Source organism: Thermus altitudinis (assembly GCF_022760835.1).
Taxonomy (GTDB): domain Bacteria; phylum Deinococcota; class Deinococci; order Deinococcales; family Thermaceae; genus Thermus; species Thermus altitudinis.
Map to the genome: position 1 here is coordinate 42,948 of NZ_JAKTNQ010000001.1, position 14,842 is coordinate 57,789.

The 14,842-nt window shown below is 65.7% G+C and carries 13 protein-coding genes; 7 read left to right on the forward strand and 6 right to left on the reverse strand.

Features of this window, described 5'->3' with window-relative positions; all coding sequences use genetic code 11:
- The first annotated feature begins 49 nt into the window (after positions 1-49).
- Together L0D16_RS00205 and L0D16_RS00210 are read left to right on the forward strand one after the other, a co-directional pair.
- On the forward strand, positions 50-427 hold the full coding sequence (locus L0D16_RS00205) for a CBS domain-containing protein (protein ID WP_114312617.1): 378 nt from the start codon (positions 50-52) through the stop codon (positions 425-427).
- Between the two features lie 91 nt (positions 428-518).
- Positions 519-1,508 (forward strand): pectin acetylesterase-family hydrolase, encoded by a 990-nt coding sequence (locus L0D16_RS00210; protein WP_243029334.1) that lies wholly within the window; start codon positions 519-521, stop codon positions 1,506-1,508.
- On the opposite strand, the gene L0D16_RS00215 is transcribed toward L0D16_RS00210, so the two are convergent.
- The gene (locus tag L0D16_RS00215; RefSeq protein ID WP_243029335.1) at positions 1,492-2,238 is read right to left on the reverse strand and encodes a hypothetical protein; all 747 of its coding nucleotides are present in this window, start codon (positions 2,236-2,238) and stop codon (positions 1,492-1,494) included. The two genes, L0D16_RS00210 and L0D16_RS00215, sit on opposite strands and share 17 nt — an antisense overlap.
- A 50-nt stretch (positions 2,239-2,288) precedes the next feature.
- Positions 2,289-4,616, reverse strand: coding sequence for an ATP-dependent DNA helicase RecG (gene recG, locus L0D16_RS00220; RefSeq protein WP_243029336.1), 2,328 nt, complete (start codon positions 4,614-4,616; stop codon positions 2,289-2,291).
- A 15-nt stretch (positions 4,617-4,631) separates the two neighbouring features.
- Here recG and L0D16_RS00225 point away from each other — a divergent pair, with 15 nt between their 5' ends.
- From L0D16_RS00225 to malQ, 5 genes are all read left to right on the forward strand, one after another.
- Positions 4,632-5,846 (forward strand): M16 family metallopeptidase, encoded by a 1,215-nt coding sequence (locus L0D16_RS00225; RefSeq protein WP_243029337.1) that lies wholly within the window; start codon positions 4,632-4,634, stop codon positions 5,844-5,846.
- Positions 5,836-7,056 (forward strand): M16 family metallopeptidase, encoded by a 1,221-nt coding sequence (locus L0D16_RS00230; RefSeq protein WP_243029338.1) that lies wholly within the window; start codon positions 5,836-5,838, stop codon positions 7,054-7,056. The genes L0D16_RS00225 and L0D16_RS00230 overlap by 11 nt, the downstream gene beginning before the upstream one ends.
- Positions 7,046-7,906: a DMT family transporter gene (locus L0D16_RS00235; RefSeq protein ID WP_243029339.1), complete on the forward strand. Its 861-nt coding sequence runs from the start codon at positions 7,046-7,048 to the stop codon at positions 7,904-7,906. Before L0D16_RS00230 ends, L0D16_RS00235 begins: the two co-directional genes overlap by 11 nt.
- 16 nt (positions 7,907-7,922) lie before the next feature.
- Positions 7,923-8,795, forward strand: coding sequence for a 3-hydroxybutyryl-CoA dehydrogenase (locus L0D16_RS00240; protein ID WP_243029340.1), 873 nt, complete (start codon positions 7,923-7,925; stop codon positions 8,793-8,795).
- A gap of 140 nt (positions 8,796-8,935) precedes the next feature.
- Positions 8,936-10,438, forward strand: coding sequence for a 4-alpha-glucanotransferase (malQ, locus tag L0D16_RS00245; RefSeq protein WP_243029341.1), 1,503 nt, complete (start codon positions 8,936-8,938; stop codon positions 10,436-10,438).
- Positions 10,439-10,485: 47 nt separating this feature from the next.
- On the opposite strand, the gene sucD is transcribed toward malQ, so the two are convergent.
- The 4 genes from sucD to radA are packed head-to-tail and all read right to left on the reverse strand — an operon-like array spanning position 10,486 to position 14,833.
- Entirely contained in the window at positions 10,486-11,352 is an 867-nt protein-coding gene (sucD, locus tag L0D16_RS00250) for a succinate--CoA ligase subunit alpha (protein WP_243029342.1), read from the reverse strand.
- Positions 11,349-12,485 carry an ADP-forming succinate--CoA ligase subunit beta gene (sucC, locus tag L0D16_RS00255; protein WP_423247851.1) on the reverse strand — a complete coding sequence of 379 codons (1,137 nt, stop codon included), beginning with the start codon at positions 12,483-12,485 and terminating at the stop codon, positions 11,349-11,351. Before sucC ends, sucD begins: the two co-directional genes overlap by 4 nt.
- 60 nt (positions 12,486-12,545) lie before the next feature.
- Positions 12,546-13,559, reverse strand: coding sequence for a PIN/TRAM domain-containing protein (locus tag L0D16_RS00260; RefSeq protein ID WP_243029344.1), 1,014 nt, complete (start codon positions 13,557-13,559; stop codon positions 12,546-12,548).
- Positions 13,556-14,833 (reverse strand): DNA repair protein RadA, encoded by a 1,278-nt coding sequence (gene radA, locus L0D16_RS00265; protein ID WP_243029345.1) that lies wholly within the window; start codon positions 14,831-14,833, stop codon positions 13,556-13,558. Before radA ends, L0D16_RS00260 begins: the two co-directional genes overlap by 4 nt.
- Positions 14,834-14,842: the final 9 nt, after the last annotated feature.

Sequence of the window (14,842 nt, forward strand, 5' to 3'; positions counted from 1 at the left end):
TGCCCGCAAACCCCCTTTGCTCCCTTCCCGCCGGGCATGGAGGTGCGCCATGAAGAAGGCCAAGGACATCATGTCCACCGAGGTGGTGAAGATCCAGGGTTCGGCCACGGTGAAGGAGGCCATCAACCTCATGAAGGAGACCGGCCTTAGGGCCCTCATCGTGGACCGGCGCAACGAGGAGGACGCCTACGGCATCGTCACGGAAACCGACATCGTCTACAAGGTGATCGCCTACGGTAAGGATCCCGCCACGGTGCAGGTGCACGAGATCATGACCAAGCCGGTGATCACCGTAAACCCTGACCTGGGTGTGGAGTACGTGGCCCGGCTCTTCGCCAACACCGGGATCCGCCGGGCACCGGTCATCCAGGGGGAGGTGATCGGCATCGTATCCGTGACGGACATCCTGCGCAAGGCGGTCTTCTGAGGGCAAAAGGGGGAAGGAGGCCCCCCTTGGGGGGGCTTCCTTTTCTTGACTTGGTCTAAGGGTTTGGGTAGGCTCCTGGTGGAGGTGCAGAATGCGGCGTTTACTAGCCCTGCTTTTGCTGTTGGGTTTGGCCGTGGCCCAGGGCCTCGAGGCCCTCTGGAAGCCGGTGGAGGTGCCGGGAGGGGTCTGCTCGGATGGGTCCCACTATCGGTTTTACGTGAGCCCGGGGGACCCCAAAAAGGTGGTCATTGATTTCCAGGGAGGCGGGGCCTGCTGGGACGCCGCCACCTGCGGCCCCCGAAGCCCGACCTACCGCAAGCGGGTGGATATTCAGGAGCTTCTCCTGGCCCAAGGTATCTATAACCGCATCAGCGTGGCCAACCCCTTCCACGGCTGGACCCACGTCTTTGTGCCCTACTGCACCGGGGATCTCCATGTGGGCCGGGCTACGGTGGACTACGGGGGCTTTAGGGTGCACCACCAGGGGGCCAGGAACGCCCTGGCGGCCTTGGAGTACGTGTTCCGCAACCACACGGACCCGGAAAGGGTCTTCGTGACCGGTTGCTCCGCCGGAGCCTATGGGGCAGTCTTCTTTGCGGACAAGGTGCTTTCCACCTACAAAAACGCCCAGGTGGCGGTCTGCGGGGATGCTGGGGTAGGGGTGCGCACCCCGGGCTTCCCGGGCTTCAGCGTCTGGAACCCGCGCCTGCCCGAGCTTTCGGGCCTTTCCCAGAACCCGGAGGTGGCGGAGATCTACCTGGCCCTGGCGAAGGCCTTCCCCAAGGCCCGCATCGCCCAGTACACCACCCTTTTGGACGGCACCCAGATCTTCTTCTATGGCCTCATGAAAGGGGAGAGGAGCCCTTCCGAGGCCACGGCCCGGGAGTGGGCCGAAGGGGCCATGAAGGCCGTCCTGGCCCCGGCCCAGGCGGAAAACTACACCTTCTTTTTAGCCCCGGGGAGCCAGCACTGCATCCTGCCGAGGCCCGAGCTGTACACCTTGAAGGTGGGGGAGGTTTCCTTCCTGGATTGGCTTAGGGCCTTGGCGGAGGGTAAGGGGGCTCCTAGGGTGCGCCCTTAAGGCCGAAGGCGGCGAACCAGGCCTTGAGCTCTGGGTCAAGCGCCAAAAGGAGCCCGTGCCCCTTTTTCCGGTCCAGGGGGGCGGCCTCCAGGCAGGCCTTCAACAGGCTGTCCCCCTTCGTTTCCAAAAGCTCCTGGGCCTTGAGGGTGAACTGGGCCTGGAACCATAGGGCGCTTTTTAGGTCTCCCCGCCTCCTCTCGTAGGCGGAGAGGCTTCGCCTTTCCGGCTCGAGGCGGCTCAGGTAGCGGCAGAAGGCCAAGAGGGATGCCGCAAGGTCGGGCCTGGCGCGGGCTAGGCCCAGGAGGAAAAGGTAGTTGGCCAAGAACTCGTCCAACCACCTTGCCCCCGTCCTCAGGCGCCAGGCCGCCTGAAGGGCGTGGGCGTACTCGTGGCCCAGGTTCAGATCCAAGAAGGCGGGGATCTCCATGGGAGGGGGCCCCAGGGGAAGCAGGGTTTCGCGGAAGCGGTGGAGGAGCCTTTCGGGGTAGGTGAGGGGGGCAAAGAGGGACAGCCTGCCCCCTTCGCTGCGCTGAAAGGCCAGGCCGTAAGGGTAGGGGACCAGGGTCTGCCAGTCCCTCTCGGAAAGGACGTAGAGGGTCACGGGGGGCACCGGGGCGTAGGGGGTATAGGCCTCCCGTAGCTCCAGAAGGTAGTCCCGGAGGCTTTCGGCCCTCAGCACCCCTCCCTCGGAGGCGAAGACGGGGATATGGGGATGGGGCAGGGCCTTCATCCCCATCCCCTTCACCCCCTTGCCCGGATTTCCCCAGGCCCCCACATCCCCTAGATGACCTCCCGGAAGCCCAGGCGCTCTGCTTGGGCCCGGAGCTCCTCCTTAAGGGCCTGGTGCTGGGGCCAGGAGAGGTCGGGGTCCATTTCCAGGATGCGCTTGGCCAGGGCCCGGGCCTTTTCAATAACCTCCGTGTCCTCGGCCAGATCCCCCAGCTTCAGTTCCGGGTACCCCGACTGCCGGGTGCCCCTGAGCTCCCCTGGTCCCCTTAGCTTCAGGTCCATCTCCGCGATGTAGAAGCCGTCGTTGGACTCCTCGAGGACCTTTAGGCGCCTTAGGGTTTTCTGGCTGGCTTCCCCGGCGATCAGGATGGCATAGCCTTCCAGCCCCCCCCGCCCCACCCGGCCCCTTAGCTGGTGGAGCTGGGCCAGGCCGAAGCGCTCGGCGTTTTCCACGATGATGAGGCTCGCCTTGGGGATGTCTACCCCCACCTCCACCACGGTGGTGGATACCAAAAGGTCAAAGGCGCCCTGGCGGAAGGCCTCCATGACGCTATCCTTTTCCCGGGCGGGCATCTTTCCGTGAAGGAGGGCCATGCGCACCCCAGGGAGAAGGCCTTGCAGCTCCTGGTAGAGGGCGGTGGCCGCCTTCAGGTCCAGTTCCTCCGACTCCTCAATGGCCGGGGCCACCACGAAGACCTGGTGCCCCTTCCTCACCTCCTCCCGGGCGAAGGCGTAGGCCTGCAGGCGCAGCCGGTGGGGGAGGACCTTGGTCCTCACGGGCTTTCGCCCGGGGGGCATCTCGTCCAGGAGGCTGACCTCGAGGTCCCCATAGAGGGTTAGGGCTAGGGAACGGGGGATGGGGGTGGCGGACATCACCAGGACATCGGGAGGAACCCGGGCCATCTTGAGGAGGGCCCGCCGCTGCAAGACGCCAAAGCGGTGCTCCTCGTCCACCACCGCAAGCCCCAGGTCCTTAAACCCCACCCCCTCCTGGATGAGGGCATGGGTGCCCACCGCCACCTGGGCTTCCCCGGAAAGAAGCCTCTGGATGGCCCCTTCCTTCTCCTTGGGGGTCATGGACCCCAAAAGGAGCTCCACCCGCACCCCCAGGGGGAAAAGGTACTGGGTCAGGTTCCCGTAGTGCTGCTTGGCCAGGATCTCCGTGGGGGCCATGAGGGCCCCTTGGGCCCCGTTCATGGCCGCCAGAAAGAGGGCATAGGCGGCCACCACCGTCTTACCCGAGCCCACATCCCCCTGGAGGAGGCGGGCCATCTGCCGGGGGCTTTGCATGTCCTGGGCGATCTCCCCCATGACCCGCTCCTGGGCCCGGGTGAGGGGAAAGGGCAGGGCTTTCTTGAAGGTTTCCGTCCAAGCCTCCTCCACCCGGAAGCTCCGGCCTAGGACCAGGCCCCCGGCGTCCAGAAGGGCCTTGAGCTCCAAGAGGAGGTACTCGTCAAACTTGAGGCGAAGGAGGGCCTTTTTCAAGGCCTCCTCATCCTCGGGGAAGTGGATCTGGCGCAGGGCCTCGGCGTACGGGAGAAGACGGTGCTCCTCCCGGTAGGCTTCCAGGGGGTCGGGGAGGGGGAGGGCCATCTCCAGGGCCCGGTGGACGGTGCGGCGCAGGAACGCCTGCCCGATCCCCTCCTTGGCGGGGTAGATGGGCACGATCCTCCCCGTGGAGAGGGACTCGGTGCCCTCGTTCTCAAAGTGCTCCACGTAAAGCTGCACCCCGTGGCGCCGCTGCACCCGGCCCGTGACGATCAGGGTATCCCCCTCCTGGATCTGGGAGAGAACCCAGGTTTGGTTGAACCAGACCAAGGTTAAGCGAAAGCCCCAAGCATCCTGGGCCCGCACCTGCACCAGCTGCATCCCCTTCTTGGGGGTTTTCACCAGCTCCTTGGCCAGGACCCTCACGGCGAGGGTGGCCTTCTGCCCGTCCTCCAGGAAGCGCACCCCGGGAAGGGCTCGCCGGTCCTCATAGCGGCGGGGGTAGTAGTGGAGGATATCCCGCACCGTGTGCAAGGAGAGCTCGGCCAGCCTCTTGCGGCTTTGGGGCGGGACCAGGAGGTGGGCGGGGTCCTGGGGGGTGAGGCGGGGGGGCTGGGGCCGGGCGGGGGGTTCCCCCCTGCTTGCGGCCAGCGGTTCTTGGCCATTCTCCAGGAAGCGGATGGCCTCCTCCAGGACCGCCTTGCGCTCCTCCGGGGTTTTCCCACCGTACCCCAGGAAAAGCCTTTGCAGGTGGGGAAAGGGCTTGGCCAGGTTCTGGATGAGGGATTCCAAGCCCCCCACCACCACCTGGTCCCGGGCCCCGTCCTTTAGCTCCCTAAGGAGGGGCCTGAGGAGCCTTTGGCGAAGTTCCCCTTCCCTCACGTTCTCCATGATACCCTTAGGCCTGTGAGCCGTGTGGAGCGACTACCGAATGGGCTTCTTCTGGCCCTCGAGGAGCGGGACTACCCCGGGGTGGCCTTCGGGCTTCTGGTGCCTGCCGGGGCGGTGAACGAGCCCGAGGGGCTTCTGGGGGCCAGCACCCTTCTGGAGGGGTGGCTTTGGAAGGGGGCTGGGGAACTGGACGCTTGGGGGCTGGCCCAGGCCCTGGACGCCCTGGGCGTTAGGCGGCAAAGCGGGGCGGGGCTGGAGTACACCCTCTTCTCCGCCGCCTTCTTGCCGGAAGCCTTGGAGGAGGTCTTCCGGCTCTATGCCCTCCTCCTCCTTAGGCCCAAGCTTCCCGAGGAGGGCTTTGAGGCGGTGAGAAGCGTGGCCCTGCAGGCCCTTCTTTCCCAGGAGGACCAGCCGGCCCGGAAGCTCTTCTCCGAGCTGCGAAAAAGGGTCTTCCTCTCCCCCCATGGCAGGGATCCCCTGGGGGAGGAGGAGAGCCTGAAGAGGGCCACACCTAAGGCGGTGCGGGAGGACTTTGCCAGGCGCTACACCCCGAAAGGGGCCATCTTGGCGGTGGCGGGAGGGGTTTCCTGGGAAAGGCTTCTCAGGGCCCTGGAGCCCCTTATGGCCTGGGAGGGGGAGGAGGCCTTTTACCCAAAGCCCAGGCTTTCCGAGCCCCAGCGCTTCCTCCTCAAGCGCGCCACGGCCCAGGTGCAGATCGGCCTGGCCTACCCGGATGTGGGCCCGGAGGACCCCCGGTTCTATGCGGCCCGGCTGGCCCTGGAGGTGCTCTCGGGGGGCATGAGCAGCCGCCTCTTCACCGAGGTACGGGAGAAAAGGGGCCTGGTCTATGCGGTGAGCGCCTTCCCCGCCGGGGTCAAGGGCCAGGGCCTCCTCATGGCCTATGGGGGTACCACCAAGGAGCGGGCCAGGGAGACGTTGGAGGTCATGCTGGCGGAGGTGGAGCGCCTGGCGGAAGGGGTCACGGAGGAGGAGCTTTCCCGGGCCAAGGTGGGGCTCAAGACCGCCTTGGTGATGGCGGATGAGTCCATCCGAAGCCGGGCCGCCTCCATGGTGCGGGACCTCTTCATGCTGGGGCGGGTCCGGCCCCTTTCCGAGATCGAGGAGGCCATAGAAGGTACGGGCCTTGCGGCGGTGAACGCCTTCTTGCGGGAACACCCCTACCGCAACCCCTGGGTGGGGCTTTTGGGCGAGGTGGACGATGTTTCGTGAGGCGGAACTGAAAAATGGCCTGAGGGTCATTGCTGAGGTGCTTCCGGAGGCGCGGAGCGTGGCCTTGGGCTACTTTGTCCGGACGGGGGCCCGGGACGAGGCCCCCGAGGAGAGCGGGGTGAGCCATTTCCTGGAGCATATGGTCTTCAAGGGTCCGGAAGGGATGAGCGCCTGGGAGGTGAACCTGGCCTTTGACCGCCTGGGAGCCCAGTACAACGCCTTCACCTCCGAGGAGGCCACGGTCTACTACGGGGCGGTTTTGCCGGAGTTCGCCTTCCCCCTGCTGGAGCTTTTCTCCCGGCTCATGCGCCCTGCCTTGCGCCCGGAGGACTTTGCCACCGAAAAAAAGGTCATCCTGGAGGAGATCGCCCGCTACCAGGACCGCCCGGGCTTCATGGCCTACGATTGGGCCCGGGCCCGCTTCTTCCAGGGACACCCCCTGGGGAATAGCGTCCTGGGCACGGTGGAGAGCATCACCGCGCTCACGCGGGAGGCCATGGCCGCCTACCACGGGAGGCGTTACCTGCCGGGGAACATGGTGCTGGCCGCCACGGGAAAGGTGGACTTTGAGGCCCTGGTGGCCGAGGCGGAACGGCTCACGGAGGATTGGCCTCTAGGAGAGGCGGGAAGGACCTATCCACCCTTAAGCCCTGCCCAGGGGGTAGAGGAGCACCCCTACGAGAAGGCCCGGGCCCTCTACCTGGTGGGCCTTTTCCCCGGGGTGGGCTACCAGGAAGAGGAGCGTTTTGCCGCCCAGGTGTTGGCCCACCTCCTAGGTGAGGAGGGCTCGGGGCGGCTCCACTTCGCCCTGGTGGATACGGGCCTCGCCGAGGCGGCCTCCTTTGGCCACGAGGAGGCGGATAGGGCCGGTTTCTTCCACGCCTACGTCCAGGCGGACCCGGCCAACAAGGAAGCGGTGTTGGCCGTCCTTAAGGAGGAGCTTGACCGGATCACCCTCGAGGGCGTGGGGGAGGAGGAGGTGGAAAAGGCCAAAACCCCCTTGGCCACAGGCCTGGTCTTCGCCGGGGAAACCCCCATGGGGAGGCTTTTCCACCTGGGGATGGAGTACCTGTACACGGGCCGGTACCTCTCCCTGGCCCAGGTGAAGGAAAGGGTGCTCCAGGTGGGGGCTAACGAGGTAAACGCCCTTCTGGAGAAGGGCCTTTTGCCAAGGGGCCTCTACTACCTGGTGTTACCCCATGGAGCCTAAGGCCCTAGGGGCGGCCCTCCTCACCATCCTCTTCTGGGCCAGCGCCTTTGCCGGCATCCGGGCGGGGCTCCAGGGCCTAAGCCCTGGGCACCTGGTCCTCCTGCGTTTTCTGGTGGCCAGCGCCCTGCTTCTCCTTTACGCCCGCCTGCACGGTCTTCGCCCACCCAGGAAGGAGGACCTTCCCCGCCTTTTTCTCCTGGGGTTTTTGGGCATCACCGTTTACCACACCGCCTTGGTCTACGGGGAGCTCACGGTGAGCGCAGGGGCCGCGAGCCTGCTCATCGCTACCGGGCCGGTGTTTACCGCCCTCCTCTCCTTCTTCTTCCTGGGGGAGCGGCTTAGGCCCGTAGGGGTGCTGGGGTTTGCCCTGGCCTTTCTGGGCTCCTTGTTGATCGCCTTCGGGGAGGGAGGCGGGGTGTCCTTGAGCCCGGGGGCTTTCTTGATCCTGCTTTCCGCCCTTTCCACCTCCTTGTACTTCGTTTGGCAAAAGCCCCTTTTTGCCCGTTACGGCAGCCGGGAGATGACGGTTTACACCATGGTTTTGGGCACGCTTCCCCTTCTCGTCTTTCTGCCTGGCCTGGGGGAAGCCCTGCTCCGGGCGCCCCGCCCGGCCCTTTACAGCGCCCTGTACCTGGGCGTGTTCCCCGGGGCCCTGGCCTACCTCACCTGGACCTATGCCCTTTCCCGCACCCCGGCCTCCCGCCTTTCCAGTTTTCTTTACCTGTCGCCGGTCCTGGCCATCCTGATCGCCTACGGGTGGCTGGGTGAGATCCCTTCCCCCTTTTCCCTCCTGGGCGGGGCCTTGGCGCTGGTGGGCGTCCTTTTGGTGAACCTCAGGGGCGTAAAATAGCCCGAGAGGTGCCGGTATGGAGGTAAAGCGGATTGGCGTGGTGGGCGCAGGACAGATGGGCAGCGGCATCGCCCAGGTGGCGGCCCAGGCGGGGTTTGAGGTGGTGCTGGTGGACGTGGCGGAGGGCTTCCTGGAAAGGGGCCTGAAGGCCATCCAGCGGTCCCTAAGCAAGTTTCTGGAGAAGGGGCGGATCGCTCCCCAGGACCTGGAGGCCACCTTGGGGCGGATCCGCACCACCGTGGTCCTGGGGGACCTGGCGGAGGCCGACCTGGTGGTGGAGGCCATCGTGGAGGACGAAGGGGAAAAGCGCCGCCTCTTTGAGCGCCTGGGAAGCCTGGTGAAGCCCGAGGCCATTCTGGCCAGCAACACCTCCTCCATCCCCATCACCGCCCTAGCCCGCTACTCGGGAAGGCCCGAGCGCTTTATCGGCATGCACTTCTTCAACCCCGTGCCCCTCATGCAGTTGGTGGAGGTGATCCGGGGGGAGCTTACCGCGGAGGAAACGCGGGATGTGGTGATGGCGGTGGCCAAAAGGATGGGGAAGACCCCCCTCGAGGTCCAAGACTACCCCGGCTTCGTCTCCAACCGCCTCCTGATGCCCATGATCAACGAGGCCATTGAGGCCCTAAGGGAAGGGGTGGCCAGCAAGGAGGCCATAGATGGGGTCATGCGCCTGGGGATGAACCACCCCATGGGGCCTTTGGAGCTGGCCGACCTCATCGGCCTGGACACCTGCTTGGCCATCATGGAGGTTCTGCACCGGGGCTTTGGCGACGATAAGTACCGGCCCTCCCCCCTGCTTCGGCGCATGGTGCAGGCGGGGCTTTTGGGCCGGAAAACGGGAAGGGGGTTTTACACCTACGACGAGCAGGGGAACAGGGTGGGCTGAGGAAGCGGATGGGTCATGGCTTCCCGGGAAAGGAACCGCCCCCAAGGGGTCTTGATCCCTTTCCAGGGAAAGGGGGCCGGTGAGGGGTAAGGCCAGCAGTACGCCTTGGAAAGGCTTCCTCTAGGGAATACACTGGGCCCATGGAGCTTCCGCGTGCCTATGGCTTGCTTCTGCACCCCACCAGCCTCCCCGGACCTTATGGCATCGGGGTTTTAGGGGAGGAGGCCCGGGGCTTTCTTCGCTTTCTCCAGGATTTTGGCGGGCGGTACTGGCAGGTTTTGCCCCTAGGCCCCACGGGCTATGGGGACTCCCCCTACCAGGCCTTTAGCGCCTTTGCCGGGAATCCCTACCTCATTGACCTCCGCCCCTTGGCGGAAGCGGGGTATATGGCCCTAAAAGACCCTGGCTTCCCCCAAGGGCGGGTGGACTACGGCGGGCTTTACGCCTGGAAGTGGCCGGTGCTCCGGGCGGCCTTCCAGGGTTTTCAGGAGCGGGCTCCCCAAGGGGAACGGGAGGCTTTCCAGGAGTTTTGGGAAAAGGAGGCCTTTTGGCTTCGGGACTACGCCCTCTTCATGGCCCTTAAGGAGGCCCATGGGGGGCTTCCCTGGAACCGCTGGCCCATGCCCCTTCGCCTAAGGGAGGATAAGGCGCTAAAGGAAGCCGAGGGCCAACTTTCCCAGGCGGTGGCCTTTCACGCTTGGACCCAGTGGCTCTTTTTCCAGCAGTGGGGCGCCCTAAGGGAGGAGGCAGAGGCCTTGGGCTTAGCCTTCATCGGGGACATGCCCATCTTCGTGGCCGAGGACTCCGCGGAGGTCTGGGCCCATCCCGAGTGGTTCCATCTGGATGAGGAGGGAAGGCCCACGGTGGTGGCCGGGGTGCCCCCGGATTACTTTTCGGAAACGGGCCAGCGCTGGGGGAATCCCCTGTACCGCTGGGAGGTGCTGGAAAAGGAGGGGTTCTCCTTCTGGATGGCGCGCCTAAGGAAGGCCCTGGAGCTCTTCCACCTGGTGCGCATTGACCACTTCCGGGGGTTTGAGGCCTACTGGGAGATCCCCGCCTCCTGCCCCACGGCGGTGGAGGGGCGCTGGGTGAAGGCCCCGGGGGAGAAGCTTTTCCAGAAGATTCAGGAAACCTTTGGGCAGGTGCCCATCCTGGCGGAGGACCTAGGGGTTATCACCGAGGAGGTGGTGGCCTTAAGGGAGCGGTTTGGCCTGCCCGGGATGAAGGTCTTGCAGTTCGCCTTTGACGGGGGGAGGGAAAACCCTTTCCTCCCCCACAACTATCCCCCCCATGGCCGGGTGGTGGTCTATACCGGTACCCACGACAACGACACCACCTTAGGCTGGTACCGCACCGCCACCCCCCACGAAAAGGCCTTCCTGGAACGGTATCTGGCGGAGTGGGGGATCGGCTTCCATGGGGAGGAGGAGGTGCCCTGGGCCCTCATGCACCTGGGGATGAAATCGGTGGCCCAGCTTGCCGTCTACCCGGTGCAGGATGTCTTGGCCCTGGGAAGCGAGGCCCGCATGAACTACCCTGGAAGGCCCTTCGGCAACTGGGCCTGGCGGCTTCGCCCGGGGGAGCTGAGGCCGGAGCACGGGGAGCGGCTTCTTTGGATGGCGAAGGCCACGGATAGGGTGTAGGAGCCGCCCACCCTGGCCAAGCCAGGGTGGGGGACGGCCCAAGGCCTTTAGCCCAAGGCTTTTTTCACCAGCTCCACGATCTCGTCAATGGTGTCCGCCACGGGGATCCCCGCCTCGGCGAAGGCCTTCAGCTTGGACTCCGGGGTGCCCACGTTCCCCATGATGATGGCCCCTGCATGGCCCATGCGCTTGCCCTTGGGGGCGCTTCGGCCACCGATGAAGCCCACCACCGGCTTCTTCATGTTCTCCCGGATCCAGGCTGCCGCCTCCTCCTCGTCGGAGCCCCCGATCTCCCCAATGAGGACCACGGCCTCGGTCTCGGGGTCCTCATTGAAGAGGGGGAGGAGGTCCTTGAAGGTGGTGCCGATCACCGGGTCGCCCCCAATGCCCACGGTGGTGGTGGTGCCCAGGCCCGCCTGGGAGAGGGCGGCGGCGGCCTCGTAGGTGAGGGTGCCGGAGCGGCTTATGAGCCCCACCTTGCCCCGCTTAAACACGTGGCCCGGCATGATGCCGATCTTGCTCTCCTCGGCGCTGATGATCCCGGGGCAGTTGCCCCCGATGAGGCGGCTACCCAAGGCCTTGATCTCCGCCACCGCCTTCACCATATCCAGGGTGGGGATGCCCTCGGTGATGAGGACGATGAGGGGAATACCGGCATGGGCCGCCTCGAGGGCCGCATCCGCCGCCGCCGGGGCCGGCACGAAGATGATGGAGGCGTCAACGGGGTGCTGGGCCACGGCCTCTCTGACCGTGTCGTAGACGGGAAGGCCTAGGACCTCGGTTCCCCCTTTCCCTGGGGTGACCCCGGCCACCACCCGGGTGCCGTAGTCCAACATCTGCTGGGTGTGAAACTGCCCCTCCCGGCCGGTGATGCCCTGGACCAGGACGCGGGTTTCGCGATGGATCAGGATCACGCCGCACCTCCCACCATGGCCACGATGGCCTTGGCCGCCTCCATGGACGTGGGGTACATGTAGATGGGCTTGCCCTCCAGTAGCCTCTTGGCCTCCTCCTCGGCGGTCCCCGCCACCCGCATGACCACGGGTTTGCTGAGAAGCCCTTCCTCCAGGGCCCGGATCACCCCCTTGGCCACCTCATCCGCACGGGTAATGCCGCCGAAGATGTTGATGAACACCCCCTTGACCTCGGGGTCCTTGAGGACCACCTTGAGGGCGTTATAGACCACCTCCGCCTTGGCCCCGCCCCCGATGTCCAGGAAGTTGGCGGGCCTGCCCCCCACCCGGTTCACCAGGTCCAGGGTGTACATGACCAACCCGGCCCCGTTCCCGATGACGCCAATGTTCCCTTGCAACTTTACGTAGGCGAAGCCGTAGTTGCTGGCCTCCACCTCCAGGGGATGCTCGGCCTCAATCTCCCTTAGCTCGGCTAGATCCGGGTGCCGGAAGAGGGCGTTGTCGTCCAGGACGATCTTGGCATCGGCGGCCACCACCTGGCCCTCGGTGGTGACCACCAGGGGGTTGATCTCAGCGATGGAGGCATCCACCCCCTCGTAGGCCCGCCACAGGGCCACCAGGACCTGGGCCAGCTTGTTGAGGTGGCCCTCGAGGCCCGCCCGCTTCACCATCTCCCGGGCCTCAAAGGCCCGGAAGCCCTTATGGGGGTCAATCCAAAACTTGTGGATGGCCTCGGGGCGTTCCGCCGCCACCTCCTCAATGTCCACGCCCCCCTCCTTGGAGAGCATGAGGACCACCTTCTTTTGGGAACGGTCCAGGATAAGCCCGGCGTAGTACTCCTTGGCGATGTCCACCGCCTCGGCCACCAGGACCTTCTTCACCGTGAGGCCCTTGATGTTCATCCCCAGGATGGCCTGGGCTTTCTCATAGGCCTCCTGGGGGGTGTCCGCCAGCTTTACGCCCCCGGCCTTGCCTCTGCCGCCCACGTGCACCTGGGCCTTGATCACCACCCGTTTGCCCAGCTCCTCGGCGATGCGCTTCGCCTCGTCCGGGGTGTAGGCCACCTTTCCCGGCGGCACCGGTACCCCGTAGCGGGCCAGAATCTCCTTGGCTTGATACTCGTGCAGGTTCAAGCTCCACCTCCTTGGCCGGCCAAGGCCGTTAGGCATTATAAGCCCCTGGGCCTTCAGCCATTAGCTTTGGGCCTCGGCGGCCGGCTGGGCGAAGAAGAGGCGGCCCACCTGGGTCTGGATGGCCTGGGTGATGACCACCTCCACCTCCTGGCCCCGGTACCGGATCCCCCCGTCCACCACCACCATGGAGCCATCCTCCAGGTAGCCCACCCCCTGGTGGGGCTCCTTGCCTTCCTTGAGGATGAGGAGCCTCAGGGTATCCCCCACCTTGAGCTGGGGGCGGAGGGCCTGGGCCAGGGCCTGGACGGAAAGGGCCCTGACCCCGTAGATCCTGGCCATCTGCAGGAGGGCCAGGTCGTTGCTGACCAGGGCGGCTTTAAGGTCCCGGGCCAGGAAGAGGAGCTTTTCGTCCACGCTTTCCCCTCTGGGGGCCTCTTCCAGCACCTCCAGGGATACCAGCTCCTTCAGCCTTTCCAGGGTTTCCAGACCCCGCCTCCCCTTGGCCCGCTTGAGGGGATCGGGGCTATCGGCGAAGTGCTGGAGCTCCTTCAGCACAAAGTGGGGCACGTAAAGCGGGCCTTCCAGGAAACCCGTGGCCGCCACCTCGGCCACCCTTCCGTCCACCAGGACGCTGGTGTCCAGCACCTTGCCCCCTTGGGGGCGGTGGGGGGGTTGGGGAAGGCGCAAATACTCCTTGTAGCCCAAGGCCAGGTAGGCGAAAAGCCCCACCAGGAAAAGGGCTAAGAAGAGGCTATGGTAAGGGGAAAACCCGGGGATTTGCGAAAGCAAGGTGGTGAGCAGGACGGTGAGGAGGAGGCCCAGCGTGGCCCCCAGGGTCAGGGCCACGGGCACCTCCGGGGGAAGCTCCCGCAACCGTTGCAGGCGTTTTTGCAGAAGGGCCTCGAGGCGGGGTGCCAAAAGAATCCCGGTGAGGAAGCCCGCCAGGGTCAGGTAAAGGCGGTTCAGGGAAAGCAGGCCCGCCGACCGGGGAAGAAGCCCCAGGTTCTCCAGGCCCACCGCCAGCTGGTAGCCCAAAAGGGCGAAGAACAGGTAAAGGAGAAGGGGGAAACTCATCCCAAATACCGCTCCACCGCCTCCTTGAGGGCCTTGGTGTTGCCCGGGTGCAGGATGCGGGAAAACCCCGCCCGTTCCCCTTCCCTAAGCCGCCGTTCCAATCCCATCACGCTCCGCACCTCGCCCAGAAGGCCCACCTCCCCCACCACCGCCAGGTCCGGGGGCAGGGCCTTGCCCACCACCGCAGAATACACCGCCAGGGCCACCGCCAGGTCCAGACCGGGGTCCAGCACCCTTAAGCCCCCGGCCAGGTTCACGTAGACGTCCAGGGCCCCAAGGGGCAGGCCAAGCCGCCTTTCCAGAACCGCCAGCACCATGTCCACCCGCCTGGGGTCCAACCCCTGGACCACCCGCCTGGGGGCGGGGAAGGGGGTTTTGGCGGCCAGGGCCTGGACCTCCAGGGCCAAGGCCCTTTCTCCGGCCAGGGCCAGGGCCACGGCGCTTCCCGGAACCCCCAAGGGCCTTTCCCACAGGAAGGCCTCGGAGGGGTTGGGCACCTCCTTAAGGCCTTCCTCCTCCATGCGGAAAACCCCCAGTTCCCCCACCGGGCCAAAACGGTTCTTGGCGCTCCTTAGGACCCGGTAAACCCCGGCGGTTTCCAGGTACAGGGTGGCGTCCACCGCATGCTCCATGCTCTTGGGCCCCGCCACCACCCCCTCCTTGGTCACGTGGCCCACCAAAACGGTGGTGATGCCTTCCTCCTTGGCCAGGCGTACGAAGGCGTGGGTGGCCTCCCGCACCGCCACCAGGCTACCCGGACTTCCCCCGGCCTCAATGGTCTGGATGGAATCCACAAAGAGCACCTCGGGGGGCTCCCTCTCCAAAAGGGTTACCAGGGGCTCCAGGTGGGTTTCCTTGAGGAGAAGCAGCTCCTTTACCCCCAGCCTTCTGGCCCGCAGCTTGATCTGGGCGGGGGATTCCTCCCCCGCCAGGTAGTACACCCGCCTTTCCAGGCGCTTGGCCAGTTCCAGGAGGAGGGTGCTCTTGCCCACCCCCGGTTCGCCCCCCAGGAGGACCACCTCCCCCGGTACGAACCCTCCCCCCAGGACCCGGTCCACCTCGGCAAGCCCTGAGGAAAAGCGGCTTTCCTGGGCCTCGTCCACCTGGGAAAGGGCCACCGGGCTGGGGGTTGCCGGTTCGGCCCCCTGGCCTTTTGGGGAAGGGGAGGCGGTCCCTTCGCGGAAACTTTCCCAGGAACCGCAGGCCGGGCACCGCCCCAAGGGTTTGGGGGTACGGTAACCGCATTCCACGCAGGTGTAGGAGGTCTTGGCCATGGGTTTAGG

Excerpts from the sequence above, each read along its gene's own strand:
- L0D16_RS00210 (WP_243029334.1), top strand. The coding sequence starts at position 519 with ATGCGGCGTTTACTAGCCCTGCTTTTGCTGTTGGGTTTGGCCGTGGCC.
- malQ (WP_243029341.1), top strand. The coding sequence starts at position 8,936 with ATGGAGCTTCCGCGTGCCTATGGCTTGCTTCTGCACCCCACCAGCCTC.
- L0D16_RS00205 (WP_114312617.1), top strand. The coding sequence starts at position 50 with ATGAAGAAGGCCAAGGACATCATGTCCACCGAGGTGGTGAAGATCCAG.
- L0D16_RS00235 (WP_243029339.1), top strand. The coding sequence starts at position 7,046 with ATGGAGCCTAAGGCCCTAGGGGCGGCCCTCCTCACCATCCTCTTCTGG.
- L0D16_RS00215 (WP_243029335.1), bottom strand. The coding sequence starts at position 2,238 with ATGAAGGCCCTGCCCCATCCCCATATCCCCGTCTTCGCCTCCGAGGGA.
- L0D16_RS00230 (WP_243029338.1), top strand. The coding sequence starts at position 5,836 with ATGTTTCGTGAGGCGGAACTGAAAAATGGCCTGAGGGTCATTGCTGAG.
- L0D16_RS00240 (WP_243029340.1), top strand. The coding sequence starts at position 7,923 with ATGGAGGTAAAGCGGATTGGCGTGGTGGGCGCAGGACAGATGGGCAGC.
- radA (WP_243029345.1), bottom strand. The coding sequence starts at position 14,833 with ATGGCCAAGACCTCCTACACCTGCGTGGAATGCGGTTACCGTACCCCC.
- L0D16_RS00260 (WP_243029344.1), bottom strand. The coding sequence starts at position 13,559 with ATGAGTTTCCCCCTTCTCCTTTACCTGTTCTTCGCCCTTTTGGGCTAC.
- recG (WP_243029336.1), bottom strand. The coding sequence starts at position 4,616 with ATGGAGAACGTGAGGGAAGGGGAACTTCGCCAAAGGCTCCTCAGGCCC.